The sequence below is a fragment of the Vibrio sp. Y2-5 genome, from assembly GCF_014596725.1.
In the GTDB taxonomy this organism is placed as follows: domain Bacteria; phylum Pseudomonadota; class Gammaproteobacteria; order Enterobacterales; family Vibrionaceae; genus Vibrio.
Genome location: NZ_JACVEG010000007.1, coordinates 58,855 through 85,313 on the forward strand (window position 1 = coordinate 58,855; position 26,459 = coordinate 85,313).

Annotated in this window: 26 protein-coding genes; 17 read left to right on the top strand and 9 right to left on the bottom strand. The window is 44.8% G+C overall.

Going from position 1 to position 26,459, the window contains the following annotated elements; all coding sequences use genetic code 11:
• Positions 1-92: 92 nt before the first annotated feature.
• The 4 genes from HUO09_RS16085 (at position 93) to hemN (ending at position 3,346) form a co-directional block, all read left to right on the top strand.
• A complete protein-coding gene (locus HUO09_RS16085; protein ID WP_167410974.1) occupies positions 93-731 on the top strand; it encodes a class I SAM-dependent methyltransferase in 639 nt (212 codons plus the stop codon).
• Positions 731-1,306 carry a Der GTPase-activating protein YihI gene (gene yihI, locus HUO09_RS16090; protein WP_188234564.1) on the top strand — a complete coding sequence of 192 codons (576 nt, stop codon included), beginning with the start codon at positions 731-733 and terminating at the stop codon, positions 1,304-1,306. Before HUO09_RS16085 ends, yihI begins: the two co-directional genes overlap by 1 nt.
• A 9-nt stretch (positions 1,307-1,315) precedes the next feature.
• Positions 1,316-1,804: a DUF2489 domain-containing protein gene (locus HUO09_RS16095; protein ID WP_167410972.1), complete on the top strand. Its 489-nt coding sequence runs from the start codon at positions 1,316-1,318 to the stop codon at positions 1,802-1,804.
• A gap of 153 nt (positions 1,805-1,957) precedes the next feature.
• Positions 1,958-3,346 carry an oxygen-independent coproporphyrinogen III oxidase gene (gene hemN, locus HUO09_RS16100; protein WP_167410971.1) on the top strand — a complete coding sequence of 463 codons (1,389 nt, stop codon included), beginning with the start codon at positions 1,958-1,960 and terminating at the stop codon, positions 3,344-3,346.
• 77 nt (positions 3,347-3,423) lie between these two features.
• On the opposite strand, the gene HUO09_RS16105 is transcribed toward hemN, so the two are convergent.
• From HUO09_RS16105 to hemC, 4 genes are read right to left on the bottom strand one after another with little or no spacing between them, the layout of a single operon-like run.
• The gene (locus tag HUO09_RS16105; protein WP_188234565.1) at positions 3,424-4,605 is read right to left on the bottom strand and encodes a heme biosynthesis protein HemY; all 1,182 of its coding nucleotides are present in this window, start codon (positions 4,603-4,605) and stop codon (positions 3,424-3,426) included.
• Entirely contained in the window at positions 4,602-5,891 is a 1,290-nt protein-coding gene (locus HUO09_RS16110) for a uroporphyrinogen-III C-methyltransferase (RefSeq protein ID WP_167410969.1), read from the bottom strand. The genes HUO09_RS16105 and HUO09_RS16110 overlap by 4 nt, the downstream gene beginning before the upstream one ends.
• 18 nt (positions 5,892-5,909) lie before the next feature.
• The gene (locus tag HUO09_RS16115; protein WP_188234566.1) at positions 5,910-6,641 is read right to left on the bottom strand and encodes a uroporphyrinogen-III synthase; all 732 of its coding nucleotides are present in this window, start codon (positions 6,639-6,641) and stop codon (positions 5,910-5,912) included.
• A gap of 39 nt (positions 6,642-6,680) precedes the next feature.
• Positions 6,681-7,619, bottom strand: a complete 939-nt coding sequence (hemC, locus tag HUO09_RS16120) for a hydroxymethylbilane synthase (RefSeq protein ID WP_188234567.1) — start codon at positions 7,617-7,619, stop codon at positions 6,681-6,683.
• Between the two features lie 380 nt (positions 7,620-7,999).
• Here hemC and HUO09_RS16125 point away from each other — a divergent pair, with 380 nt between their 5' ends.
• Positions 8,000-10,528, top strand: a complete 2,529-nt coding sequence (locus tag HUO09_RS16125; protein WP_167410966.1) for a class I adenylate cyclase — start codon at positions 8,000-8,002, stop codon at positions 10,526-10,528.
• Between the two features lie 110 nt (positions 10,529-10,638).
• Here HUO09_RS16125 and cyaY read toward each other — a convergent pair whose 3' ends face one another.
• Positions 10,639-10,953 (bottom strand): iron donor protein CyaY, encoded by a 315-nt coding sequence (cyaY, locus tag HUO09_RS16130; RefSeq protein WP_167410965.1) that lies wholly within the window; start codon positions 10,951-10,953, stop codon positions 10,639-10,641.
• Between cyaY and HUO09_RS16135 the strand changes: the two genes are divergently transcribed.
• The 7 genes from HUO09_RS16135 to HUO09_RS16165 all read left to right on the top strand — a co-directional run bounded on the left by HUO09_RS16135 (position 10,933) and on the right by HUO09_RS16165 (position 18,316).
• Positions 10,933-11,145, top strand: a complete 213-nt coding sequence (locus HUO09_RS16135) for a lipoprotein (protein ID WP_171138493.1) — start codon at positions 10,933-10,935, stop codon at positions 11,143-11,145. The genes cyaY and HUO09_RS16135 overlap by 21 nt on opposite strands.
• 43 nt (positions 11,146-11,188) lie before the next feature.
• Positions 11,189-12,442, top strand: a complete 1,254-nt coding sequence (gene lysA, locus HUO09_RS16140; RefSeq protein ID WP_188234568.1) for a diaminopimelate decarboxylase — start codon at positions 11,189-11,191, stop codon at positions 12,440-12,442.
• A gap of 11 nt (positions 12,443-12,453) precedes the next feature.
• Positions 12,454-13,284 (top strand): diaminopimelate epimerase, encoded by an 831-nt coding sequence (gene dapF, locus HUO09_RS16145; protein ID WP_188234569.1) that lies wholly within the window; start codon positions 12,454-12,456, stop codon positions 13,282-13,284.
• Positions 13,285-13,359: 75 nt separating this feature from the next.
• The gene (locus HUO09_RS16150; RefSeq protein ID WP_188234570.1) at positions 13,360-14,097 is read left to right on the top strand and encodes a DUF484 family protein; all 738 of its coding nucleotides are present in this window, start codon (positions 13,360-13,362) and stop codon (positions 14,095-14,097) included.
• Positions 14,066-15,007 (top strand): tyrosine recombinase XerC, encoded by a 942-nt coding sequence (gene xerC, locus HUO09_RS16155; protein WP_167410961.1) that lies wholly within the window; start codon positions 14,066-14,068, stop codon positions 15,005-15,007. The genes HUO09_RS16150 and xerC overlap by 32 nt, the downstream gene beginning before the upstream one ends.
• A 3-nt stretch (positions 15,008-15,010) precedes the next feature.
• Positions 15,011-15,730, top strand: coding sequence for a 5-amino-6-(5-phospho-D-ribitylamino)uracil phosphatase YigB (yigB, locus tag HUO09_RS16160; RefSeq protein ID WP_167410960.1), 720 nt, complete (start codon positions 15,011-15,013; stop codon positions 15,728-15,730).
• A 102-nt stretch (positions 15,731-15,832) separates the two neighbouring features.
• Positions 15,833-18,316, top strand: coding sequence for an EAL domain-containing protein (locus HUO09_RS16165; protein WP_188234571.1), 2,484 nt, complete (start codon positions 15,833-15,835; stop codon positions 18,314-18,316).
• A gap of 22 nt (positions 18,317-18,338) precedes the next feature.
• Here the strand turns inward: HUO09_RS16165 and HUO09_RS16170 are convergent, their stop codons facing one another.
• Both HUO09_RS16170 and HUO09_RS16175 read right to left on the bottom strand, forming a co-directional pair.
• Positions 18,339-18,956, bottom strand: coding sequence for a tRNA-uridine aminocarboxypropyltransferase (locus HUO09_RS16170; protein WP_188234572.1), 618 nt, complete (start codon positions 18,954-18,956; stop codon positions 18,339-18,341).
• Between the two features lie 8 nt (positions 18,957-18,964).
• A complete protein-coding gene (locus HUO09_RS16175) occupies positions 18,965-19,999 on the bottom strand; it encodes a COG3650 family protein (RefSeq protein WP_188234573.1) in 1,035 nt (344 codons plus the stop codon).
• Between the two features lie 39 nt (positions 20,000-20,038).
• Between HUO09_RS16175 and HUO09_RS16180 the strand changes: the two genes are divergently transcribed.
• Positions 20,039-20,512 carry an EVE domain-containing protein gene (locus HUO09_RS16180; RefSeq protein WP_167410956.1) on the top strand — a complete coding sequence of 158 codons (474 nt, stop codon included), beginning with the start codon at positions 20,039-20,041 and terminating at the stop codon, positions 20,510-20,512.
• Positions 20,513-20,596: 84 nt separating this feature from the next.
• Here HUO09_RS16180 and HUO09_RS16185 read toward each other — a convergent pair whose 3' ends face one another.
• Positions 20,597-21,424, bottom strand: a complete 828-nt coding sequence (locus tag HUO09_RS16185) for a Cof-type HAD-IIB family hydrolase (RefSeq protein ID WP_188234574.1) — start codon at positions 21,422-21,424, stop codon at positions 20,597-20,599.
• 411 nt (positions 21,425-21,835) lie between these two features.
• Positions 21,836-22,837, bottom strand: coding sequence for an alpha/beta fold hydrolase (locus HUO09_RS16190; RefSeq protein WP_188234575.1), 1,002 nt, complete (start codon positions 22,835-22,837; stop codon positions 21,836-21,838).
• Positions 22,838-23,110: 273 nt separating this feature from the next.
• Here HUO09_RS16190 and HUO09_RS16195 point away from each other — a divergent pair, with 273 nt between their 5' ends.
• The 4 genes from HUO09_RS16195 to HUO09_RS16210 all read left to right on the top strand — a co-directional run bounded on the left by HUO09_RS16195 (position 23,111) and on the right by HUO09_RS16210 (position 26,430).
• The gene (locus HUO09_RS16195) at positions 23,111-24,337 is read left to right on the top strand and encodes an EAL and HDOD domain-containing protein (RefSeq protein ID WP_188234576.1); all 1,227 of its coding nucleotides are present in this window, start codon (positions 23,111-23,113) and stop codon (positions 24,335-24,337) included.
• A 155-nt stretch (positions 24,338-24,492) separates the two neighbouring features.
• Positions 24,493-24,831: a metalloregulator ArsR/SmtB family transcription factor gene (locus HUO09_RS16200; RefSeq protein WP_167413637.1), complete on the top strand. Its 339-nt coding sequence runs from the start codon at positions 24,493-24,495 to the stop codon at positions 24,829-24,831.
• Positions 24,832-24,913: 82 nt separating this feature from the next.
• Positions 24,914-25,918: an ArsJ-associated glyceraldehyde-3-phosphate dehydrogenase gene (locus HUO09_RS16205; protein ID WP_188234577.1), complete on the top strand. Its 1,005-nt coding sequence runs from the start codon at positions 24,914-24,916 to the stop codon at positions 25,916-25,918.
• The gene (locus tag HUO09_RS16210; RefSeq protein WP_167413632.1) at positions 25,918-26,430 is read left to right on the top strand and encodes a cyclin-dependent kinase inhibitor 3 family protein; all 513 of its coding nucleotides are present in this window, start codon (positions 25,918-25,920) and stop codon (positions 26,428-26,430) included. Before HUO09_RS16205 ends, HUO09_RS16210 begins: the two co-directional genes overlap by 1 nt.
• The last annotated feature ends 29 nt before the right edge of the window (positions 26,431-26,459 follow it).

The window sequence follows — 26,459 nt, forward strand, 5'->3', positions numbered from 1 at the left end:
TTTTAACTAAATTGTTGAAAAAATGTTCGTCTACTCTCCACTCTGGCGTCAGTTTCTGGTATGTTTCGCATCCCCCGTTAAAGGATGCCGAAATGCACAACTGCCCTCTATGTCACAGTGATAAAACCGCTGCGTATTTTGAAGATAAATATCGAGAGTATCTTCAATGTCAGACATGTCAGTTGGTATTTGTAAACCCGCAGCACCGTCTAAGTGCTGAGCGTGAAAAAGCGTTTTATGACTTACATGAAAATGATCCAAACGACGCAGGCTATCGTCGCTTTTTATCTCGTGTATGTGATCCTATGCTTGAAAGACTGGCTCCAGATTCGAAAGGGTTAGATTTTGGCTGTGGTCCCGGACCAACACTCTCTTTGATGTTAGAAGAAGCCAGTCACAAAGTGGCTTTGTACGATATTTTCTTTCATCCAAATGAACAGGCGCTACAGACAGAATACGATTTTATGACTGCCACAGAGGTGATTGAACATTTACATCACCCAGATACGGTGTGGCAGCAATGGTTGAATTTGGTTAAACCCGGAGGCTGGATTGGTCTAATGACCAAAATGGTAAAAGACAAAGACGCTTTTGCTAGTTGGCACTATAAGAATGACCTCACACATGTGATCTTCTTTAGTCGCGCCACATTCCAGTTTTTGGCTGAGCGAGATAAGCTCGAAATTGAATTTATAGGCAACGATGTAATTTTGCTGAGGAAACCCCAGTAATGTCTAGAGAAAAGAAAACTAAAACAGGTATTAACGGCGATCTCGTTTTCGCACGTAAACATAACCGTAAGAATGACGAAGTCGAAGGTCGTGAACGCAAGAAAGCGAAGAAACGCAAAGGCTTGAAAAGCGGCAACCGCCACTCTGAAGGTAATCTGCAATTAGAGAGAGCAGCAGCGCAAGCTCGTGACCCTCGCCTAGGCAGCAAGAAAAAGATTCCTTTGATTGTTGATACTAAGAAACCAACAAAACAAGAGCGTCGTATTTCCGCTGAGAAAGAGCTGGAAATGTTAGAGAATGATGCGCAGCTAAATGTATTGCTGGATCGTATCGACAACGGCGAGAAACTAGGTGCTGGTCTGCAAAAATACGTGGATGAGAAATTAGACCGTATTGAAATGTTGATGAAACAGTTGGGCATCTACGAAGAAGAGCTTGATGCTGAAGACGAGCAAGATGAGTCAGCCCCTGTTAGTGAACAACCAGCGGCGAAATCGACTAAGCGTCAGCCAAAAACAGATGATGACTATCTGTCTGATTTCGAAAACCTCGATCTAAACGAGTACAAAGGCTAAGGATTTTCAATGAACGTAACCCTATTAGTAATAGTCGGCGCTGCGATCATTGTTGGTCTGGCATCTTATGCTGGCTATCTTCTGCTGCAACTGAAAAAGCAAAAAGTGTTGCAGCAGCAACATCAGTCTCTGGCTATTGAAAAGCGCAATGCGAACATTTTCGAAAGTGTGAACGTATTGTGTATGGCCGGTATTCAGGGACAATGTGACCTTTCTGAGATCAGTATTCGCGTTTACTGCATCATGGATTATGTGCAAGGCGAAGACCGCGTTGACTTCGACGCTGAATATCCGGCGATTTCTGAGCTGTATCATATTGTCAAAGATATGCCGCGTGGCGAAGCTCGTCAGGGGATGGCTAAACAGGAACGCATGAGACACAACCTCACTCGTCAGAAGGCTGAAGGCCGCTTAAATGACGCTATCATTGAAGAACTGCACGCATTGAAAAAACGTGTTCAGCCACTGAATAATCAAATTGCCATTCAAATGGTGTGATAACTCGTTCATCTGCTAGTAAGTGATCGCGCTAGCAGATTCGAACATTTTGTCACTAAATTTTATTTTGCTTTCCGCCGCTTTTCTTGTCGTGTGGCAAAATACATCCATTGATACTAGGTCAAAAGACCCTAAATAACGGAAAGAGTCACTATGTCGTCGCAAGTCGTACCGAGCCAGCAGATCGTTTGGGATCAGGCTATTTTAGACAAGTACAACTACTCTGGGCCTCGCTACACGTCTTATCCTACTGCAGTAGAGTTTCATGAAGCTTTTACTATCGCAGACTACGATAGGGCATGTGCGCAATACCCAGAGCGACCACTGTCACTTTACGTTCATATCCCTTTTTGTCACAAGCTTTGCTACTACTGTGGCTGTAACAAAGTGATTACTCGCCATTCGCACAAAGCGGATGAGTATCTGGATATCCTGACACACGAAATTCAGCAACGAGCTTCATTGTTGCATGGTCGTCGTGTTACTCAACTGCACTTCGGTGGCGGTACTCCAACCTTCTTGAGCAATAAACAAATCACACGTTTGATGACGCTGCTGCGTAGCGAATTCTTCTTTGAAGATAATGCGGAAATCAGTATTGAAGTTGATCCGCGTGAAATTGAATTGAGTGTTCTTGATCACTTGAGAAGTGAAGGTTTTAACCGTCTGAGTATCGGTGTTCAAGATTTCAACAAAGAAGTGCAAGCTTTAGTTAACCGCGAGCAAGATGAAGAATTCATCGTTCAGCTTGTTGAACGCGCTAAGCAGTTAGGTTTTCGTTCTACTAACCTAGATTTGATTTACGGCTTGCCTAAGCAAACGTTAGAGACGTTTAGTCAGACACTCGAAAAAGTTCTGGAGATGAAACCGGGCCGTTTATCGGTGTTTAACTACGCACACATGCCACAGTTATTTGCTGCTCAACGTAAAATTAAAGATGCAGATTTGCCGTCGGCCGATGAAAAGATGGCGATTTTGCAGCACTCGATTGCAACCTTAACGGACGCGGGTTACCAGTTCATCGGTATGGACCATTTCGCATTGCCGGATGATGAGCTGGCGATTGCTCAGCGTAACGGTGTTCTGCATCGTAACTTCCAGGGTTATACCACCCAAGGTGAATGTGATTTGGTTGGCTTTGGCGTTTCAGCTATCTCAATGATTGGCGATGCTTACGCGCAAAATCAAAAAGAGCTGAAAAAGTACTACGAGCAAGTGAACGAAATGCGTCATGCCTTATGGAAAGGCGTGAGTCTCGATAGTGATGATTTACTGCGCCGTGAAGTGATTAAACAGCTGATTTGTAACTTCAAACTAGATAAGCGAAATATTGAGCAGCAGTTTGGTGTTCGATTCCATCAATACTTTAAGCATGATTTAGCGTTGCTTCAGACCTTCATTGATGACCAACTGGTTGTGGTGGATGACCAGTATATTGAAGTTACACTTCGTGGCCGACTGCTGATTCGAAATATCTGTATGTGTTTTGACAAATACTTGCGTCAACGTGCTCGTCAGCAGCAATTCTCACGCGTGATTTAACGAATAGAGAAATCGACGGACAGAGAACAAAATAAAAGCCAGCTTAGTTGCTGGCTTTTGGCTTTTTAGAACAGGGTTTAGTTTGTTTCTAATAGGCTGAGCGCTTTACGAGTCACATCGTGAGCAGCATGAGTCATGTTCTGATGTTGCAAAGCATCGGCTAAATAAGCGTAATCTGAAACACTAGAGCGTAGCGATAAGGCTTTTTCCAAATGCTCCTGTGCCAGCTTCCATTCCTGTTCACGGAAATAGAGTTGTCCGAGAGCACTGTGCGCTTCCGCATTGTTGTCGCTTTTCTTCACCGCATCTTTCAACATGACAATCGCAGGATAGCGGTCACTAATATTGAGTTCAGGGATCAAAGCATAAAGCTCAGGCGTTGCCTGCTTCTTCAGATTCTCTTTGATTAAGGTGAATGCTTCATTGTCGGCTTTGCGCTTAATCAGTTGTTGAATCAAGGCATTAACTAGTGTTGGTTCTGCTTTTAGTTTTCGCGCTAAACCATTCCAGTGCGCGAGCAGACCTTCTGTACCTTTCTGGCTGGCAATCGTTTCTAGAGCACCACACTGAGCGGTTAATGTGAGTTTTTCTGCTTCTTGTTCTGTTAGGCGTTTCGCTTTCACTAGTTTAGGCAGAAGGTCGAGTAGAGGTGCCCACTCTTTTTGCTGTAGGTAAGCTTGCTTCAACAAGTTCAAAATGATGGTGTTATTTGGATGCTGATGCTGCAACGTCGTCAGTGTTTGCGTTGCTTTGTCATAATCGCCATCGCTGATTTGTTGCTTCGCTCTGGTTAGTTCGACGGATAAGGTAGCATTCTCTTGCTTCGCAGCCATCTCTAGGTAGCGGTCGCGTTTTTCACGGTCACCCATGCCATTTGCTGCTTCAGAAGCCACAAGATAGCAGAGCAGAGGCATATCGTGGTGGCTTGCCCAACGAGTTACTTTTTTCTCAGCCTGTTTCCAGTCACCTTCGAGTAACTTGATGATACCTTGGTTGGTATAACGACGAGAGCGACGCTGTTTACGGATACTGAACCAGTTCCAGGTTGTGAAGCTCATGTAGAAGAATTTCTTCACAATAAACTCAAGCGCGAACAGCGCAGCCAAAGCGCCGATAACAAAGATAACCAGAGTTGTAACGCTCATCTCAATGGTTTTATTGGCTATTGAGATAAGAACATAACCTTGTTGCCCTGCGTATTGAGTGCCGACAAACAGCCCCGCCCCAAGGACAACGAAAAGAAAGATTAAACGAATCATTCTTTGTCCTCCTTAATCACTGAGGTCACTTCTCGGCGTAAGCGCTCATTAATCACATCAGACAACTGTTTTTGCGTTTCCAGTTTTACCGGGTACTCAACTTGAACCTTTTGTTCTGCTAGCTTACCCAGTGTCGATTGGAAGGTTTGAACGGTGTTGTCATTTTGATTGAAGAATGACGTTGACCACTCTTGAGCTGTTTTTAGCGAGGTGGTGTAGATCTCTTGCTGCTCCACATAAACAGACTTAATTGCTGTCTCCAGTTTCGCCTTCACGTTTTCTTTCAGGTAGAAGTGTTGTTCAGGCGAAAGTAGTGGAATCACATTGCCGTCACGTGTACGGAAAGTGATGAAGTTTTCTGCGAAGTCCTTTAGTGAGGTCATCAAATTGTCTTGCCAGTTATTGATGTCATCGGATACGACTTGTTGTGTCTCTTGTGGTGCATCAGGCAATATTGCATTTGCCAGAGGTAATGCATCAACTTGTTGTTGCAGGCTAATCAGACGAAGAACCAAACCATCACGATCAATCAGAGGAACGGATTTTAGTTTGGTGATGTCATTCGCCATTGCTTTACGCAGTGGCGTTAAACTTGGGTCATTCAGTGAAGCAATACGTTGATCGGCACCTTCCATCAACTGAGTTGCACTTTCCACATCGTGCTCAAGGAACAGCTTACGTCCGGCCAGTTTTACTAAATAATCAGCTTCTGCCAGTAGCCAATCATTCGGGCGACGACCTTTGACGTCAGCCACCGCTAGCTGCAAGCTTTGGATGCTTTTTTGCTGCTGTTCAAGCACAGTTTCTGCGCGGTGAGTAATTTCTGTGGCTTTGGCGGCCGCTTGTTGAGTGACTTCTGCAAGCTGAGTATCAATCGCGCTACGAGTCTGATTTAGCTCTGCGCGAAGGGCAGCAATTTGTGCTTCATACTGCGTTTGTTGCTGTTGCATATGAATTGCAAGACCACCGCCTAGTAATGCGGCAAGCACAATGGCAACGGTTGCCAGTTTTGTTCCTTTCTTGCTTTGCTTGTCTAATTTGTTCATTTGCTCAGCATTGGAATTTATGTTGCCTTTTACTGGCTTAGGTTCCGTTGGTTTGATCTCTGGAGAAGCTTCTTTAGTGGGTGCGGTTTCCACTTTTGATTGTGCTTCTTTTGAGTCCGTAGTTGACGAAGTAGAGTCCGACGAAATTGAGTCTGACGAAGTCTCGGTTGGAGCAGCAGTAGAAAGCGTTTCTTGGTTTTTTTCCGGTTCTGTTTGCGGATTATCTTTTTTACTTGTCATTGCTGAGAGTCCTGTTCGTTATGGCTGGAGAGCGGCCACTAAATCTGGGTTCGCTGCACTGCGAGTAACAACGATGTGTTCAAAGCCCATTGTTCTAGCGTCATTGGCGATACGTTCACTTGGTACCAGTAGCTTCAACTGATAAGCCCAAGACGCGGTTGTAGGGTTATCGAGTTGAGACATAAAAAAAGCCAGTTGATGACCACTAGTAATAATTAGAGTATCAACCTGTTGTTGTTGCCAATGCTTGCAACAAGCATTGGCGTCAAAAGGCAAATTTTGGCGTTGATACACTTCTTTGTAGGTCACCAAAGCGCCCCGTTCACTCAGTGTCTCATGTATCAGTTCACGTCCGCCGTTTCCGCGCAGAATAATAATTTTCTGCCCAGAGACGGATTGTAGTTCTGCCAGTTCAAGCAGATGCTCACTATCACTGACGTGAGGGTAGTTTACTGATTGTCCGGTGACTTTGCTTAAAAGGTGTGCGGTTTTTTGACCAACGGCAAGGTATCTTGTTGATGTTGACCAATTTGATTGCTGTTGTCTCAAATATTGGTCACTAAAATTAACAGCGTGCTGGCTGACGGCAATGATCGTATCACATTGCGCTATATCAGGAAGAAGGTGAGGCAGATCTGAACCTGCCTCGATAGTTATCAGTGGATGGTGCAGGGCGGTAAGACCTACTTTTTCCAATTGTTGGCATAGCTCTATGCCTTGCGCTTCTGGGCGCGTTACTAATACCGCCATCAGTTACTCAGCCACCATCTGTTGTTCTGCCGCCGGAGCTTATTCGTGTTCAGCGTAAAGCTTAGTGAGGATTTCTTTGGCGCCTTGATCGAGAAGTTGGTGAGCCAGTTCAATACCTAAACTTTCGGCATCTTGACGAGAGCCACGGATTTCTCCGCGAACGATAGTGGAACCATCCGGCTCACCGACTAAAGCGCGCAGCCAAAGTTCATCACCGTTAAGAAGTGCATAGCTGCCAATGGGTACCTGACAACCACCTTCTAATGTTAGGTTCATTGCGCGTTCACATTTGACTCGGTCAGCAGTATCCACATGGTTAAGTGGTGCAAGCAGTTTTAGCAGACGTTCGTCGTTAAGACGGCATTCAATACCTACTGCACCTTGTCCAACCGCTGGAAGTGATTGTTCTGGTTCAATGAAGCTACGAATTCTTTCTTCTAACTCAAGGCGTTTTAAACCTGCGGCAGCAAGAATGATCGCATCGTAGTCACCAGCATCTAACTTACCTAAGCGTGTTCCCACGTTGCCACGAAGCTCTTTGATGATTAAATCTGGGCGAGCTTCTTTTAGCTGACATTGACGACGTAAACTGCAAGTGCCTACCACAGCGCCTTGCGGTAATTCATCGATAGAGGCGTAAGTGTTTGATACAAATGCATCACGAGGATCTTCACGTTCACAGATAGTGACTAAGCCAAGGCCTTCAGGGAAATCTACAGGTACATCTTTCATCGAGTGAACCGCTAAGTCGGCACGGCCTTCAAGCATGGCCACTTCCAGCTCTTTAACGAATAAACCTTTACCACCCACTTTCGCCAGTGGTGTATCTAAAATGATGTCACCTTTCGTTACCATAGTTACCAATTCAACTTCGAGACCCGGATGGGCAGCTTGTAGTGCATCTTTTACGTAGTGCGCTTGCCATAAAGCTAATGGGCTTTGACGAGTTGCGATTCGAATAGGCGTTGTCTGTGTCATGGTAATCCTGATAAAAAATATTTGTTTGAAGGCATTTGACCTAGAATATTTACAGCCTCCTAGTCTACCACCGTAAAAAATAAAGTTTCACTACTAGTTATTTGTCTTGTGCTTGTGGTGTTTTATTACGAATAAAAGGGAAGCTTAGTGTGACTATTAACACTCTTTAATGATTGATCTATTATTTAATTACGGTAGATAGTTACAACGTTGAATTTAGGGGCTTTCAAGCTCTGTTATTCCATAATACTTTAGTGTGACATAGTACCAAGAACGCTTTACCAGTGCTGATTAAAGTGTTAGATTGATCACGTTTTGATGGCGCTTTAGTGTGAAATACAATCAAAGTGCACATTTTTGTTTCAACCAAGGACTATACCTTGCAGGCTTACACACATACGTTAATCCAGAGATTAGACAAGTTAAACCGGCAACGCATTCAGCGTGCGCTGGCTCTTATGGATTTGCAAAGTCAGCGAGTATTCCACCTGATCCCCGCTTTATTTCACTACAATCATCCGCTTATTCCCGGCTATTTCAGCAACGAAGTTCCACATGGCATTCAATGTTTTGAACTTAATGATGTTCAGCAACAGTTTGTTAGTGATGCGGAGTTAACACTCAAGCAACCTCTGACGACCGCAGAGCACCCAGAAATTTTGGGTCTGTATACCATGGGCAGTACATCGTCTATTGGTCAAAGTACGTCCAGTGATTTGGATATTTGGGTATGTGTTAGCTCGTTGATGAGTTGTGAAGCGCGTGAACGTTTAACCAATAAATGTTTACTGATTACGGATTGGGCCAAGAGCCAAGGTGTAGAAGCAAACTTCTTCTTGATGGATGAGCAACGATTCCGCTCTAAGCAATCAGAAGAGATGACGGGCGAAAACTGTGGTTCGTCACAACATATGCTATTACTGGATGAGTTTTATCGTTCGGCTGTACGCTTAGCTGGTAAACGTCTTTTGTGGCAAATGGTGCCGCCAGAGATGGAAGAGTGCTACGACGAATATGTCACTCAGCTGTGTTCAAAATCCTATATCGACTGCTCAGAATGGATCGACTTCGGTCAACTTAACCATATCCCAGCAGAAGAGTACTTTGGTGCGAACTTATGGCAGCTGTATAAGAGTATCGATTCACCGTACAAATCGGTATTGAAGGCGATACTGCTAGAGGCATATTCGTGGGAGTACCCACAAACTCAGTTATTGAGTGTCGACAGCAAGCGTCGTTTCTTCGCTCACGATCCTGATCTTTATAGTATGGACTCATACTATCTGATGCTGGAAAAAGTGACGCGTTATCTGGAACGTATTGGTGACGATACGCGCTTAGACTTGGTGCGTCGCTGTTTCTATCTCAAAACACATGAGAAGATGTCTCGTGAGCCGGGCGCTGGCTCTGTTGAGTGGCGTCGTGAGGCGCTTGGTGAATTGACTCAGCAATGGGGATGGTCACGCTCTGAGATTGAAGAGCTGGACAATCGTCGTCATTGGAAGGTTGAGCAAGTGAAGGTGGTTCACCACTCGTTGCTTGATGCATTGATGCTCAGCTACCGCAACCTGATTCAGTTTGCGCGCCGTAATGACATTACGTCGGCAATTAGCCCACAAGATATTTCTATTTTGGCGCGTAAGTTATACGCGGCTTTTGAAGTTCTTCCGGGCAAAGTTACCTTGCTAAACCCACAGATTTCTCCTGACCTGCATGAGCCAGACTTAACCTTTATCGAGGTGAGTAAAGGCCGAACTAATAAAGCAGGTTGGTATCTGTATAAGCAGCCAATCGAAGCGCATCGCATCATTGGTCAGCCTTATCTTGAGCATAATGAATACCTCAGTAAGTTAGTCGCTTGGTCATTCTTTAACGGCATGATCACTGAATCGACGCGTTTGCACTCTGTGGTTCGCGGCGCTCATCTGGATATTGATAAGTTCTACCAGATGGTGAGTGATTTACGGAATACCTTCTCTCTGCGTAAGCGTCGCCCAACGATGCAAGCGTTGGCGAGTCCGTGTGAAATTAGCCAACTGGCGATGTTCATCAACTTCGAAAATGACCCAACTGCGGATTTAAGTGGTAAGTCTTTGAAAGTTGACTTGAAGAACACGGATATTTTCAGCTTTGGTACAGAACATAAATGTTTAGTCGGCAGTGTCGACTTGGTGTACCGAAATTCGTGGCAGGAAGTGCGTACACTGCATTTTAAAGGCGAAACCGCCATGATGGATGCGCTGAAAACGGTACTTGGTAAAATGCACCAAGACGCTTTGCCACCAGAATCGGTGGATGTATTCTGCTACAGCAAGAACTTACGTGGCGTGATGCGCAATCTGGTTTATCAGCTATTGGCAGAATGCATCGATTTACGCTTAAAACCAGTAGAGCAAGAAAAGCGTCGTCGCTTCAAGGCGTTGCGTATTGGTGACCAGATGTATGGTTTGTTCTTCGAACGCCGTGGTGTATCGGTACAAAAACTGGAGAACTCCGTAGATTTCTACCGCAGTATTTCAACCAACAAGCTGAAAGGCTCACCGTTGTTGATGCTGGATCGTGATGAAGATTATCAACTACCTAATGTGGTTGATGGCTTTGCCAGCGAAGGTTTGGTGCAGTTCTTCTTTGAAGATACCGAGAAGGGTTTCAATATTTACGTATTGGATGAAAACAACCGCGTAGAGGTGTATCACCAATTTAATGGTGAGAAAGATGAGATGATCGCGAGCGTGAACTCATTCTACACATCGGTTCGTGATGATAATGAACTGGCCTCGCAACTTATCAATTTCAATTTGCCTCAGTATTACCAGATTGTTCATCCGGTAGAGGGCGATACTTACGTTGTACCTTATCGCAATGATTCATTGCTATATTCCCGACCATCGAAAGCGGTCAACGCATAACAGTTATTCCCCCGATTAAAAATAGTCAGAATCAAAATGAAAAAGAGCACCTAGGTGCTCTTTTTTCTAACTGCTCTGAAAGCGGGTTACTTAGTGTGAGGATTGGGGGATTACGCCCAGTCAATCTCTTCGCCAGCGTGTTTTTCACACTCTTGCTTAACCATACTGATTAGCTCAACGCCTGTTTTAGAGCAGATCCATTGTTCATCTTGCCACTGGAAGTGGAAGCCGCCTGATTTAGACGCCAGCCAGATCTCTTTCATTGGTTCTTGGCGGTTGATAATGATTTGACTGCGGTCGTCAAACTCTAACGTCATCACGTTACCAGTCGTTTCATAATCGATATCGGCACCCGAATCATCAATGGCTTGTTCGATGATTTGCATCTGGCTATCGACCAGTTGATGAAATTCAGTCTCGTTCATCCTATCTGTCCTATTGCTTTTCCTGATTGTGGTGCGATTATAGGGGGCATTGAATCAATAATCACGATATGCAAAATGAAAAAGTCCATTACAGCACTATTTCTTTTGTCTGCCCTTGCATTAGCAGGCTGTGGGCAAACAGGGCCACTCTATATGCCAGATGACGCTCAAAACAGTGAGCAGAGCAAATAACGCTCTAATAATAAATAACGAATGAAAAATAAGGGAAAGAATTTTGGATTACTTCAATTATCAGGATGATGGCCAGCTTTGGGCGGAAAACGTCGCTTTAACGCAACTTGCGGAGCAGTTTGGCACTCCTTTATACGTGTACTCTCGCGCAACTTTAGAACGTCACTGGCATGCGTTTGATAAATCTGTAGCAGACCATCCGCATCTTGTGTGTTATGCGGTGAAAGCAAACTCAAACATCGGTGTTTTAAATACCTTAGCTCGTTTAGGTTCTGGCTTCGATATCGTTTCGGGCGGTGAGCTGGAACGTGTTATCGCGGCTGGTGGTAATCCGGCTAAAGTGGTGTTTTCTGGTGTGGGTAAAACCGAAGCTGAGATGAAACGTGCCTTGGAGCTGAAGATTAAGTGCTTCAACGTTGAGTCAGAGCCAGAGCTGGATCGTTTGAACAAAGTCGCGGGTGAGTTGGGTGTGAAAGCGCCGATTTCACTGCGTATTAACCCTGATGTGGATGCTAAAACCCACCCATACATTTCGACAGGTCTGCGTGACAACAAGTTTGGTATCGCTTTTGACCGTGCGCCAGACGCTTACCGTTTCGCTCAAAGCTTAGAGAACTTAACTGTATGTGGTATCGACTGTCACATTGGTTCTCAATTGACGGCGATTGAACCTTTCATTGATGCAACGGATCGTCTGCTGGCGTTAATCGATGAACTAACCGCTTCTGGTATCAAGATCAAGCATCTTGATGTGGGTGGTGGTTTAGGCGTTATCTATCGTGATGAGTTACCACCACAGCCTTCGGATTATGCGAAAGCACTGCTTGCACGTTTGCAGAATCATCAAGATCTAGAGCTAATTTTTGAGCCGGGTCGTGCGATTGCGGCCAACGCGGGTGTGTTATTAACGAAAGTCGAATTCCTGAAACACACAGAACACAAAAATTTCGCCATAATTGATGCCGCAATGAACGATTTGATTCGTCCAGCGCTTTACCAAGCTTGGCAAGACATCATTCCGCTGGTGCCACGTGAAGGTGAGCCTGCAACTTATGACTTGGTTGGTCCTGTATGTGAGACCGGAGATTTCCTTGGTAAAGACCGTTCTCTTGTATTGGAAGCGGGTGACCTTCTGGCGGTGCGTTCTGCGGGTGCTTATGGCTTTACTATGTCATCAAACTACAATACTCGTACCCGCGCAGCGGAAGTGATAGTGGATGGCGATAAAGTTCACCTCGTGCGTAAGCGTGAAGAGTTAAGTAGCCTATGGGCTCTAGAAAATATTTTGCCGGAGTAAAGTGACCTATTATGCACTTCCACTTTTCTAAAATGCATGGTTTGGGTAATGACTTCATGGTTGTGGATTGCATTACTCAAAACACCTATTTTTCTCCAGACTTGATCCGCCGTTTGGCGGATCGTCATACTGGAGTAGGGTTTGACCAACTATTAGTGGTTGAAGCCCCTTATGATCCAGAAACGGATTTTCACTACCGTATTTTTAATGCTGACGGCAGTGAAGTAGAACAGTGTGGGAACGGTGCCCGTTGTTTCGCTCGTTTTGTGCGCATGAAAGGTTTAACCAATAAGTACAGCATCAGCGTCAGCACCAAAAAGGGCAAGATGATCCTCAATGTTGGTGAAGGCGACGATGTCACTGTAAATATGGGTGTACCTGAGTTCGAACCAAGCAAAATTCCTTTCCGCGCTAAGCAGATGGAAAAGACTTATATCATGCGCGTTGAAGACCAAACTCTATTTTGTGGTGCGGTCAGCATGGGGAACCCACACGTAGTCACTGTTGTTGATGATATCGACACAGCGGCGGTGGAAACATTGGGTCCATTACTGGAGTCCCATGAACGCTTCCCTGAGCGAGTCAATGCTGGATTCATGCAAGTGGTTAGCCGAGACGAAGTGAAGCTTCGTGTGTATGAGCGTGGCGCTGGTGAAACCCAAGCGTGCGGAAGTGGCGCTTGTGCGGCAGTAGCCGTCGGTATTCTGCAAGGTTTACTGAATGACGAAGTGGTTGTTCATCTACCGGGTGGCCGTTTAGAAATCGAGTGGAAAGGCTTGGGCTATCCGTTATATATGACAGGTCCTGCGACTCACGTCTACGACGGTCAGGTTTCCTGCTAATTTCATTGTCCCTTGTCGCTGTATTGAAGAAGCGACTCTGCGAAGGGATAACTCGTTGTTAAGGAATACATTGTTTTGTCACAACTGGAAGCAGATGCTCTGACAGCCGAAGTGGTTGCTGAGTATCTAAAAGACAACCCAGACTTTTTTAAGCACCGCCCAGAGTTGGTGGACCGCTTATCTTTACCGAGCCAGCAATCTGGCTCGGTTTCTTTAGTTCACGTTCAAATGGCTCGTCAGCGTCAGCGCATTGAAGATTTAGAAGAAGAAATTACTTCTCTGATGTCTTTAGCTGCGAGTAATGATCGTACTTTTCATGAGTTCATGGATCTGCAAGAGCAGATATTAAAATGTGAATGCTTTGCCGATGTTTGTGCCATGATTGAAGAGAAGGCGCGTACATTGAACCTGATTGGTTATGTGCGTTTGCTGAACAGTCAAGATACCAAGTACAGCTTATCCAAAGAGCAGTGGAGCCGTTTTTCGACCAATCACTTTAATGGCAAGAGCGCATATCTTGGTCGCCTGAGAAAGCCTGACCGCCATCTGTTATTTGGTGAGCAAGTATTTGGTGGAAAACTGGTCTGTGAAGAACGATTTGCGCCGGAAATGGGTTCTTACGTGATTCTTCCGTTAGTGAAACGTAACCCTCAGGGGATATTGGCGTTTGCTAGTGAAGACGGCGGTCATTTCCAACCGTCCATGGATACCCTGTTCTTGCGCCATCTTGCTTTGGTTGTTTCTCATTTAATCGAAACCTTACCTTGGCAGCAGGAGTCCCATGAGCGAATTAACACCTCATTTGTCAACTAACTTTGCTGAGCCTCTAGAACGCTTTTATGAGTACTTACGCAGTGAGAAAGGGCTGAGCCTTTATACGCAGCGGAATTATAAGCAACAGTTAGAGAGTATGGGTTTGTATCTCATGTCTGTTGGCGTCGACGGTTGGATAAGTGTCGATGCTGGTTGGGTTCGTCAGCTTGCCAGTAAAGGCATGCGCTCGGGAATGAAAGAGAGCAGCATTGCCACTCGTCTTTCTTCACTGCGTAGTTTCTTTGATTTTCTGATATTGCGTGGTGAAATGAGCGCCAATCCCGCCAAAGGGGTATCTGCGCCAAGGAAAAAGCGTCCTTTGCCAAAGAACCTTGATGTGGATGAAATGGCGCAATTGCTTGAGGTGAACGACGATGATCCTCTGTCGATTCGTGACCGCGCTATTATGGAGCTGATGTATGGTTCTGGCTTGCGTTTGGCTGAGCTGGTTTCGATTAATGTCAAAGACGTTAACTTCAGCGCTGGCGAAATTCGCGTTGTCGGTAAAGGCGATAAAGAACGTGTCGCCCCTTTTTCTGGCATGGCAAAAGAGTGGCTGAACAACTGGCTGAAAATTCGTGGGCAGCTAGCGAATGCAGATGAAGACGGGTTGTTTGTCTCTAAGCTGGGTGGGCGAATTTCTCATCGAAGTGTGCAAAAACGTATGGCAGAGTGGGGACAAAAACAGGCCGTTCCAAGTCATATCAGTCCTCATAAACTGCGTCACTCATTTGCCACTCACGTGCTTGAATCAAGTAATAATCTTAGAGCTGTGCAAGAGTTGTTGGGGCATGAAAATATCTCGACAACACAAATCTACACTCACTTGGATTTCCAACATTTAGCCCAGGTTTACGACCAAGCCCATCCAAGAGCTCATAAGCGCAAGCAAAACAAAGAAAAGGAGTGAGTGATGCAAATTTATCGCAGCCTTTCACCCATTCAGGCGATGACATTTGATCTGGATGATACTCTCTATGATAACCGTCCAGTTATTCATCATGTTGAAGAGCAAGTGGCGCTTTGGCTGTTTCAGCATCATCCAGTGACAGCGACCAAACCATTAGTATGGTGGAAAGCATTAAAAGCCAAATTAGCTAAGGATGACCCTTGGCTACCACATGATGTGAGTTTGTGGCGTTTTGAGCAAATTCGTCAAGGTCTGATACTGCTTGGTTATTCGGAAAGCGATGCGCGTATCGCCGCTACTGATGCGATGCTGGAAGTACATCGGCTGCGAAACTTAGTGGATGTGCCTGATGAAACACACAAAGTTCTTGCCGAACTTGCTGCCAGAATTCCGTTAGTGGCGATTACGAATGGCAACGTTGATCCAGAGAAAATTGGCTTAGCTCAGTATTTCCAGCTGATACTAAGAGCCGGCCCTGACGGACATGCGAAACCGTACCCTGATATGTTTTTACGTGCGCAGGAATTTTTAGCTTTGCCAGCGCAATCCATCTTACACGTTGGAGATCATCCCGTAAAAGATGTGATGGGGGCTAAAAAGCATGGCTTTCAAGCATGTTGGTATAATGATCGAGGTCTCACATTACTTGCAACGCGTAAGGCTAAAATCCTCCCAGATCTCGAAATTAATCAAATAGAGCAATTATCACTACTCATAAGGTGACATACCTATGCATCCATGCGGTATAATTATTAACAATAATAACAAAAGATTCATAACGCATTGGTATGAACCTTTCACCTTTAGTCGGGCTAGCCAACGTTCATGTTCACGTCATCACTATTAATTACAGCTGAGCAATCGGTAAAGAGTGTTATTGATGAAAATGCTGTCCCTCATGATGGCATTACACTCATTCAGCTATTTTCAAATCAGCCACCGAGTGAAGTCGTCGAAATAGCTAACCAACTCAAGGTTGTATATCCAAACGCTCATATTATCGGTATGAGCTCGTCGAATGTGATTTACCAAGGCTCAATTCACCAAAACGCTACTTTGCTGGTTTTGACCCGGTTCCAGAACGTAATGCTGAGTTCGACTGTAGTGAACTACACCGATCAGTTGCTCGTCGACAGCAGCAAGCTTGCTCAAAGACTCAAATTAAAGGCCGATACCAAAGCGATAATTTGCTTCACTGATCGCATGGAGTTTACTCAACGTGAGAGAGTTACTCAGTTCAGTCAGTTTTCGACGGTTCCTATTTTTGGTGGCGCATCTTGCTCAACAGACAATGGTCGTTGGGTGTTGTTAGGTAATAAGTTTTATGAAAACGCGTTGGTTGCTGCTGCACTTCACGGTGAATCTTTGCATATTACGGGTGACAGCTATACAGAATGGAACCCAATTGGACGGCCGTTTAGGGTAACGAAGTCCTATGAGCGGAACTTGCAGTGTCTAGATGGTGAATCCATCCATACGATTTATGATCGTTATCTGGGAGACTCTAAATCTGTCCCCGTCGAGTTGCTGCAACATTTCCCGCTGATTAAAGGTGACAGTAAGCAGCAAGATGTCTACTTGCCGTTAAGTCTTACTGAGGACGGCATCTTACTCAATCGTGAATTGCAAATCGGCGATGAAGTCCGATTTTGTTTTGATCATCCTTCATTGACTCTTGGTCAGGTTCAGCTTGGCGCTGAACGTTTACTGAAGTTTCAGCCAGACCAAATTTTTGTCTATAACTGTTTGTCTCGACTGCAATTTATGGAAGAAAATACGGAACTGCTCCCATTACAACGAGTGGCTAATTCTTACGGTACTTACTGTGCGGGTGAACTGATTCGCACCGGTGAACACCAGCAAGTTCTACATCACAGCATGACCTATTTGGCGTTACGGGAAGGTGAAGTGGAGATTGTCGAAGACCGCTCTTCTGAAGAAGCCCAAGGCCACAGTGTTATTGCGCCGTTATTCTGTTTAATCCGCAATGCCCTGGCCGATGTGGACAGAATGAACCAGAATCTTGAGCAAAAAATTCAGGCTCAGGCTTCAATGCTGACAGCAAGTTATCGTATCGACAAGCGAACTGGTTTACCTAATCGAGAAGCGCTACGTGAACGTTTGTCATTAATGGGCAATGATGATCACTTGATCGCCTTAAAATTAACCAACTTCAGCCGTATTAACGAAAAATACGGTTACCTAGTGGGTGATCAACTGCTACAAGATTTAAGCGATCATTTTCAACAATACATGAATCAATTGTTAGCGGGTCGCAGCAAATTATACGCGATTGGTGTCGGTGAGTGGGCGTGTGTGTTTCGCAGTGATTATGGTAGCGACTATATCCACCAGCAATTTTCGATGTTTGTTGAGCAGCTAGAAAACTTCAACTTTGAACCTTATGGCTTACCTGAGGTGGATTACTTATCGGTCTCTCTCTGTGCAGGTTTTGTAAGTCGAAGAGATTTCCCTGATGCGAGCAAAGATGACTTATTACTGCGTGCTATTGAAGCTCGCCGCTTTGCGCAAAATCAGAACCGGCATTTCTGTTGTGCCAGTGATTTACGTTCTCGCGATCAGGTTAGGCAAGAGCAATTAAGCTGGCTTTCATGTGTGAGTCGAGCCGTGCTTAGCAATAATGTTCAGGTTTTTGCTCAGCCAATTGTGAAAGCGAATACCCATGAACTGTCTTCTTACGAATGTCTGGTTCGTATCGAAGATGACGGTGAAATCATCCTGCCGGGTCGCTTCCTTCCTATTGTGGAAGGGACGCATCTATACTCGCGTTTAAGTCGTCAGATGATATCCCGAACTTTTGAGTTAATGCATTCTCGTAGCGAGTCGTTTTCTATTAATTTGTCACCGCAAGATTTTATGAGTGATAGAACACTTCGCCATCTAGAAGATGCGATCCATAAGCTGGCTGACCCAACCAGAGTCGGTCTGGAAGTATTGGAAACGGAGCAAATTAAAGACTACGGACATATGATTGAGGTCTGTAACCATTTTCGTTCTTTGGGCGCATCGATCATTGTGGATGATTTTGGTTGTGGTTATTCGAATATTGATGAGATTGTGAAGTTAGAACCGCAAATAATTAAGCTCGACGGTAGCCTGATTCGCAATATCGATAAAGACATTAAGCAACGCAAAATTGCTCAGCAGTTGGTGAGGTTATGCCAGGTGCTGGATGCAAAAACGGTTGCCGAATTTGTCCACAACGAAGAGGTTTGTCGTATTAGTGAGGATATGGGCATTGATTACCTACAAGGCTTCTACCTTGGTCAGCCAAGCCGCCTAAGCTAGTTATTCGCCTTAAAAGCAGACGTTAATAGACGTGTCCGCTTTTATCCGCCTGATAAACTTTACTGAAATAGGCTAGAAAATTATTCAGTTTCTCTGCATCACCCCGGTTTCCGTTTATCGCCAGTATCTCGCTGGCGACCTCTAGTGTGCATAAATGTCCGTCGCTTTGATTGCGCCTTAACTGGTAGTTTGATAACTGACTTGGGGTAAGGTGAACTCGTGGAACTTCGTCCAGCCACGGGCTTTTGCGCTCCATTTTTTTGGCTTCCTGCCAGGTTCCGTCAAGAATAATAAAATGCGCGGTCTTGCCGTGTTGTTTGGCGGTGTCTAACGCCATATCTAAAGGAATGCTCTCTTCACTTGGGTATACCAGAAAGGAGTGGTACTCACTGTTGTTGATTCTTGCAACAAGCGATGTGTTTTCTTCCACTCGGCTCCATTTGAATTCTTGGCATAAAGGCAGAGCTTCAAGCAGCCATTTCCCCGTATTGGTTTCCCGCAGATACTCATTTTCATGCATCAGCAGCGACAACGGCATGTCGCTGTCCAACGCTGGGACATTTTGACAGACGCATTGCAAACGCAATCCGCATTTGGGGCACGCACAGTTTGAATCTTGCGAGACTGAATCTAACGACATACTTAGATTTACTCGGTGGTGTCTTTGGCAGAAAACAGAACTAACCCGCCGTTCGCAATCGGATAGACGATGTTGCCCACCCGTTCTTTCTCGGCAATAAGCTGTTTATCTTGATTGGTGAAAATTCGCTCGGATACCAAGTATTGTTGCTGGTGGTGAGTCATTACGACTTGTACTTGTGTTTGATTCAGTTGCTGCCAATAACCTTTTTCAACAATAGCGGGATCGCCATTGTTATAAGTGTATTCTGTAGTTGCCGTATGGTCTTTGCTCAGTGTGAGGGTGACACTAAAATCGGTGTTTTGTGTCGAGCTGGCAAAGTATTCTCCGGCCCATGATAGTGTTGGGTCACTGTTGCCTAAAGTCGCACAGCCTTTGTAGCTGCGATTGGCCAACGTGAGGCTTGAAGACCATCCGTATAAACTGTCGCTCATGCCATCGGAACAGGTTTGTCGTACAAGAGTAAGCTCACCCCCCTTGAACTGGTAATGACGTGTGGCTGGTGAAATTTCACTGCCTTTTAACGTGGTGATCTGTGGTTCTTCACCCATCGGTTGGAAAGTTAATTTGTCTTTACCCAGCTTAATTGTCCAGTTCGGTTCATTACCTAAAGCCGTGGTCGGAGAGTTTGGCTGTTGACAGCGTTTTGGATTTTCGGCACTGATGATATTAACGTTCTCTACCACAAACTTCGCACGATAGTCGCCTTTGTTGCTGTTTTGGCTAGGCGGCGTTAAGTGACCAATCAGCTCGCCGTACATGGCTTGATAAGGCGTATTGGAGAGTTTCATCGCTTGCTGCGTTACAGTTGCGGGCATCTCAAGCAGAAATTGCTGGTTACTATCACAAGGAGTGAACGTTTGAGTATCACTGCCAACCACAACTTCTCCGCGCATGATGAAAGTCTGAGGCTTGATGCTTGATGGCTGATCTAAACTGGCTTTTACGTTATCTTGCATAAACTCAGGCGCAGATGACGTTGTTGAACAAGCTTGTAAAAGACAAGCCGATAAAATGGCAATTGGGGTAATCAGCACCTTCATGGTTGCTTTTCCTCATGGCAAAAACGAACGGATTTCATTATGGCATATTGGTTATTCAAAACTGAACCAGACACCTTTTCGATTGATACTTTACGCATCCAACAAGTTTCCTGCTGGGAAGGGGTGAGAAACTACCAAGCGAGAAACATGTTACGTGATGACATCAGAATTGGCGATTTAGTTCTAATTTATCATTCATCTTGCAAAAATATCGGTGTGGCTGGGATTGCCAAAGTCGTGCGTGAAGCCTATCCAGACCATTTTGCATTCGACCCTGAAAGTGACTACTTCGATGCAAAGTCGAACCCGGAAAATCCACGCTGGGTTATGGTGGATGTGGAATTTGTACGTAAAACAAAACGTGTGATTCCACTTGGTGTACTAAAGGCTATGCCTGAACTCAGTGAGCTAGCGTTAGTGAAAAAAGGCAACCGCTTGTCGATCATGCCAGTTTCAGAGCAAGAGTGGCAGGCGATTTTAAGTAAAGAAGAGTTGGGTAAGTCCGCACGCTAAAAAAACAGGCAGCGCGTGCTGCCTGATTAAAGAGTTGGGGGACTCTTTAAAAACGCTTTTTACTCTTTTAAGATGACTTAGACCTTAAAACAGATGGTCATGGAGGTAATGTGCAACAGCGTCATCCGCATGACTGCCAATTACTTCGGTTTCTGGTAGCGCTTTGATCACTTTCTCATGAGCAGTACCCATCACCAGACCTTTGCCTGCCATCGACAACATCTCTACATCGTTCATGCCATCACCGAAAGCGATACAGTTTTCCAGTTTAAGATTCAGAGATTCCGCCACTGCTTTTAGTGCATCACCTTTCGAAACACCTGGGCCCATTACTTCCAGACAGTAAGGAGTAGAGAAGGCCACGTTGACTTGACCTGCAAATTTTTCGTTAATTAGCTTTTCATAAACGACGAGCATTTCATGGTCGCGGTCTTCATTGGTGAAGAAGACTTTTGCTATACCATTGCTAGGGGCGTTATTGATATCAAACAATTGATAATGGAAGCCAGATTCGTTGTGGTATGCGTGTAAAGCTTCATCTTCACGGCTCATTAACCAAGTATCGTTACGATAGATATGAGTGATAATTCGCTTATCGTCTTTGACTAAATCAATGATCGCTTGTACCAAATCTTGAGGGACGTTTTTGCTGTACATCTCAACGTCATTTTGGTCGTGAACGCGAGCGCCGTTAGAGGTAATCATATAAGCTGGGATACCTGCGATTTCGCGAATACCCGCCACATCAACATGGTGACGTCCTGTTGCAAAGATAAAAGTAAAGCCTTTTGCATGCAGTTCTTTTAGCGTTTTCTTCGAGAAAGCACTGAGCTTGTGATCCGGCGCCAATAGGGTGCCATCCAGATCAGAAGCCACGATTTTGATTGGGGTTTCGTTACTTACTACGCTCATGTCGCTCTCTTAACTACGTTAGATATTGATATATACCCAAGTAACCTCTAGATGCTTGTTCAGCGAGAATTAATTCGCTCTTAGGCAAGGCTCTGATTTGAAGACATAGTTATTCTACGTAGAAAATCAGTAACGCAGCATAGGAGCGAATAAAACTCGCCCTTTGGGAGCTCATCAACGAGCTCATTTCTGCACTCAATAACGTTGAAAGGGAATGCCATTCCTTCCGTTATTAAGCTTGCTCTGAACTCGTTGATGAAGCTCTGAATCCTGCATCTTGAGGTCACTTGGGTATAAGTTGCTCTTTATTGGGCTTAAGTGTATGCCAAAAAAAGTCGAAAAAAGAGGGAAAACCTTTTTATCCTTCATTTCCCTATTTGTTCTCAGACAAGATTGCTGCTTACAGCCAACTTAATTAGCGGTTTTTTCTGCGTTGGTGAAATGCCTCAGTACAGCGTCCAGTGCCTGATTACGGAACTCATCTTTTTCAAAAAGAATTTCGTGCTTTGCATCAAGAATCATCAACAGTTCGCTATTCGGGTTGGATTTCGCAAGTCGGGTGACAAACTTTATCTGTGCTGAGTTACTGACAATGGTATCTTTTCCGCCTTGCAGAACCAGTGTCGGAATGGTGATCTGCCTTGTGAGCTGAATGCACTGCTTAGTGGCCATTAAGCTCTGCCATACCCAGCGGGTACTTGGGCCTCCTAGTTTCAGTTCAGGTTTCTGTTCATAGAGCTCTCGAAACCAACGATAGCGCACCTCACACTGAGTCAGAGGATTATCTTCAAAAGGTTTTGGATAGTAGTCTGTGTATCCGGGAGCATAGGTTGGCTTGCTTGCCGTCGCAGTCAACACTTGAGTCAGGGTGATGGCTATTGGACGAATCTGCCATGGAACGTTAATGCCGAACATTGGAGCGCTAAACGCGACAGCATCAAAAGGATGTTGAGGATGAGTCTGTAAATACCGTGCGGTAATAGCTCCTCCCATCGAGTGAGCAAGCAGAAATCGCTGTTGATAATGGCTGAGGTTAAAGAGCTCAACCAGATCATTCATATCCGTAAGATAATTCTCAAATTCATCGACATAGCCCATTTGCTTGTTGTCAATTAAACGAGCCGATAATCCTTGACCGCGGTGGTCAAAAGAATAAATGTCATAGCCTTGTTGGAAGAGATCGTAAAAAAGTTCTTGGTATTTCCAACAAGATTCAATTCTGCCATTGACGACCACAATTGCTTTGGTGTGTTCCTGGGAAGTGATTTTGCACCAGTAAAGAGGCTTTTTATCAAATGATGTCAGAAACCCTTCTTGTCGCTGTTCCCACAATGCTTTTATTTCATTTTCGATACGCTGGGTAAAATTTGACTCTTGCGTATAAGAGTGACAGGTTGTATTTTCTTGGCTCATAATTTACGTGCTAGAAAGCCCGTTGTCGCTAAAATAGAATGTTAAGAATAAGGGAGTTAGGCTGAATTGCAATTGATCTGCCTACTTGCTTTTAGACCGATTGGTGTTATTTTTATTGTCCTCGTGGAGAGTAAAGTTTAAGCAGTTGAAATGAGTTGCTGGCTGATCGCATAGAGTTGAATTGCTTAAGCAGTTTACTTCTATAGTTATGGGTATTATTGCAATACTGAGCATTCAATAACGCTTAACTGAACTGTATTCGTTGAAGGTAATATGTATACCACTTATGTAGCACGACAGCCGATATTGAATTCGAAACGACATACTTTAGGGTATGAATTGTTGTTTCGTGATGGCGAGCAAAATAGTTTTCCTCAGCATGTGGATGCTGACCGTGCTACTTATCGTCTGATTGTTGAAAACTTTCTTTCGATTGGGACGAATTCTGCAATTGATAATTCTCGTTGTTTTATCAATTTCCCCTATAACAGTCTGATACGTAGGTTGCCACTTACTCTCCCTAAGCAAAAAATAGTGATTGAAGTGCTGGAAACCTGCCGCCCAACGGATGAGCTTTTCGAAGCGATTGTTGAATTGCATAACGAAGGTTATTTGCTTGCTCTGGATGACTTTGTTTACTCGTCCGAGTGGGAGCGATTTCTACCGTACGTACACATTATAAAGCTCGACATCATGGCGATGGGGATTGATGCAGCTTGCGCAATGGTGAAAAAGCAGCTTGCCAGAGGTAGCAGAAAGCGTTATTTGGCGGAAAGAGTCGAGACTGAAGAAGAATTCCGTGCCGCCAGAGACGCGGGCTTTCGGTTATACCAAGGCTATTTTTTCAGTAAGCCGGAAATCACCAAACAACGCTATGTCAGTCCAAAACATATTGTGGCTATGCAGCTGTTCCAAGAAGTGTGTAAACCACATGTAAACTTTGACAGAGTGGAACAGCTGGTGGCTAAAGATGTCGCTCTGTCTTATAAGTTACTCTGTTTTGTCAACAGTATAACGGAGCGCATAGAGGTACCGATTTCTTCGTTTCGTCAGGCATTGGTTTATCTTGGGCAGGATAGACTTAAGATTTTCGTATCATTGGCTGTCGCTTCTTATATTTCCAATCACAAGCCAAAAGAGCTGTATAACTTGTCGTTGCAACGTGCACAGTTCTGCCAACTGACGGCTATCCGCCGTAAGTTTAGTGAGCACAAAGATCAAGCGTTTCTAATCGGCTTATTCTCGGTATTGGATGCAATGTTAGATATTTCTCTCGACGTTATTGTTGAACAATTGCCACTGACCGAGTCCGTTAAAGAAGCATTGAATAAGCGATTAGGACCATTTGGAGAGTTGCTAAATCTCGAAGAATGCTTTGAAAAAGCCGATTGGCAGGGTGTGCAGAACTACTGCGATTTGCTTGGGCTTCCTTATGAAGATGTGGAACGAGATCTGAGTGAAGCACAGCGCTGGAGCCAAGAGACAAGCAATTTGATTTAAGCCGCTTCGTTTAACGTTTCTCTCTTTTGAGTGCTTACTCCACTTCTAATTGGTTTCACGATAGATGAATTTTTGATGACAGTAATAGCACGCGCATTGACGCGTGCTTTTTTATATCTAATATATTCATATATCCGTATATGTGAGAGATGGCTATGTTACCTCATCAGTTTTTCAAACTTCTCGCCGATGAAACGCGAATGAGATGTTTACTACTAATCGCTAGAGAACAAAGGCTGTGCGTGTGTGAGTTAACGCATGCGCTTGACGAAAGTCAGCCTAAAATTTCGCGTCATCTTGCCCAGCTACGTCAGTCGGGTGTCTTGATTGACGAACGTCAAGGACAGTGGGTGTACTACAAAGTTTCAGATCAGTTACCCGGGTGGCTGAACAAGATTATCGATGGTTTGAAGCAGTCAAACTGTTTACAGCAGCAATACAGTGTCGATATGCAGCGTTTGAGCGATATGACGGACAGACCGTCTTGTTGTTAGTTGATGATATCGCAAGCGCTTCTTATTAAAAGAGCCGCTTGTTGCAAAGACTTTTTAAATTCAATTATTAGGGAAATGAAAAATGACAATTAAAGTGGGTATCAACGGCTTTGGCCGAATTGGTCGATTAGCGATGCGTGCAGCATACGATTGGCCTGAGTTGGAGTTCGTACAAATTAACGATGTGGCTGGTGATGCCACAACGCTGGCACATTTGTTGGAGTTCGATTCTATCCAAGGTCGCTGGCACCATGAAGTTGCCGCTGAAGGCAATGAAATCGTCATCGCTGGCAAGCGCATCAAAACGACTCAGGAGCGTGATATCGCAGCGATTGATTGGTCTGGTTGTGATGTCGTGATTGAATCTACAGGTGTTCACCGCAAAACCTCATTCCTCAACAAGTATCTTGAGCAGGGTGTAAAGCGTGTTGTGGTTTCTGCTCCTGTGAAAGAAGACGGTATCGCCAATATTGTTGTGGGTGTCAATGACCACATTTTTGATCCAGCACATCACCGCATTGTGACGGCGGCTTCTTGTACCACAAACTGTATTGCACCAGTGGTCAAAGTGATTCATGAAAAACTGGGTATTGAGCAATCTTCTTTCACTACCATTCATGATTTAACCAACACTCAAACCATCCTCGATGCGCCACATAAAGATCTACGTCGTGCTCGCGCGTGTGGCATGAGTTTAATTCCAACCACAACTGGCAGTGCAACCGCTATTGTGGAAATTTTCCCTGAACTGGCAGGCAAAATTAACGGTCATGCAGTTCGTGTTCCTTTGGCGAACGCATCACTGACAGACATCATTTTTGACGTCAAGCGTGATACCACTGCTGAAGAAGTTAATGCACTGCTAAAAGAAGCGTCTGAAGGTGAACTAAAAGGCATTCTAGGTTTTGAAGAGAAACCGTTAGTGTCTATCGACTATCGTGGTGACCAGCGTTCAACCATCGTTGATGCTCTATCGACTATGGTTGTCGGGACGCGCATGGTGAAAATCTACGCTTGGTATGACAATGAAATGGGCTACGCAACCCGCACTGCAGAACTCGTTCGTAAAGTAGGGGAGGCACAATAATGTCTAATTCAACAAACGTTCACCCTACTTGGGAGCTCACTGTTGACTCATCAGCGTTAGTATTGATGCCTTGTCCGGGCACCAAAGATCTGGGTTTAACGGAAAGTATTCAGCAGTTAAAAGAAAGTGGTGTGAAAGCGATTGTCACTGCAATTACCCGTGAAGAGATGCATGAAAAGCACGTTGAAGATCTGGGTGCTATCGCGCAAGCCAACGGAATTTCTTGGATTCACCTACCGATTGAAGACGATGCTGTACCTGATGATGTGTTTGCAGAGCATTGGCCAACCGTCAGTCCACAGCTTCGTCATCTGCTCAAAAAAGGCGACAAGGTTGCGCTGCATTGTATGGGTGGTTCGGGGCGTACGGGATTATTAGCGGCACATCTGTTGCTGGATATGAATTGGGAACTTGAAACCATTATTTCTCAAGTTCAAGCGCTGCGTCCGGGAGCGTTCACTAAGCCTGAGCAACGCGAATATATTGAACACGTAGCGGCTGTGATCAGCTAATTAAGCTTTGGGATCATCATGATCCCAAA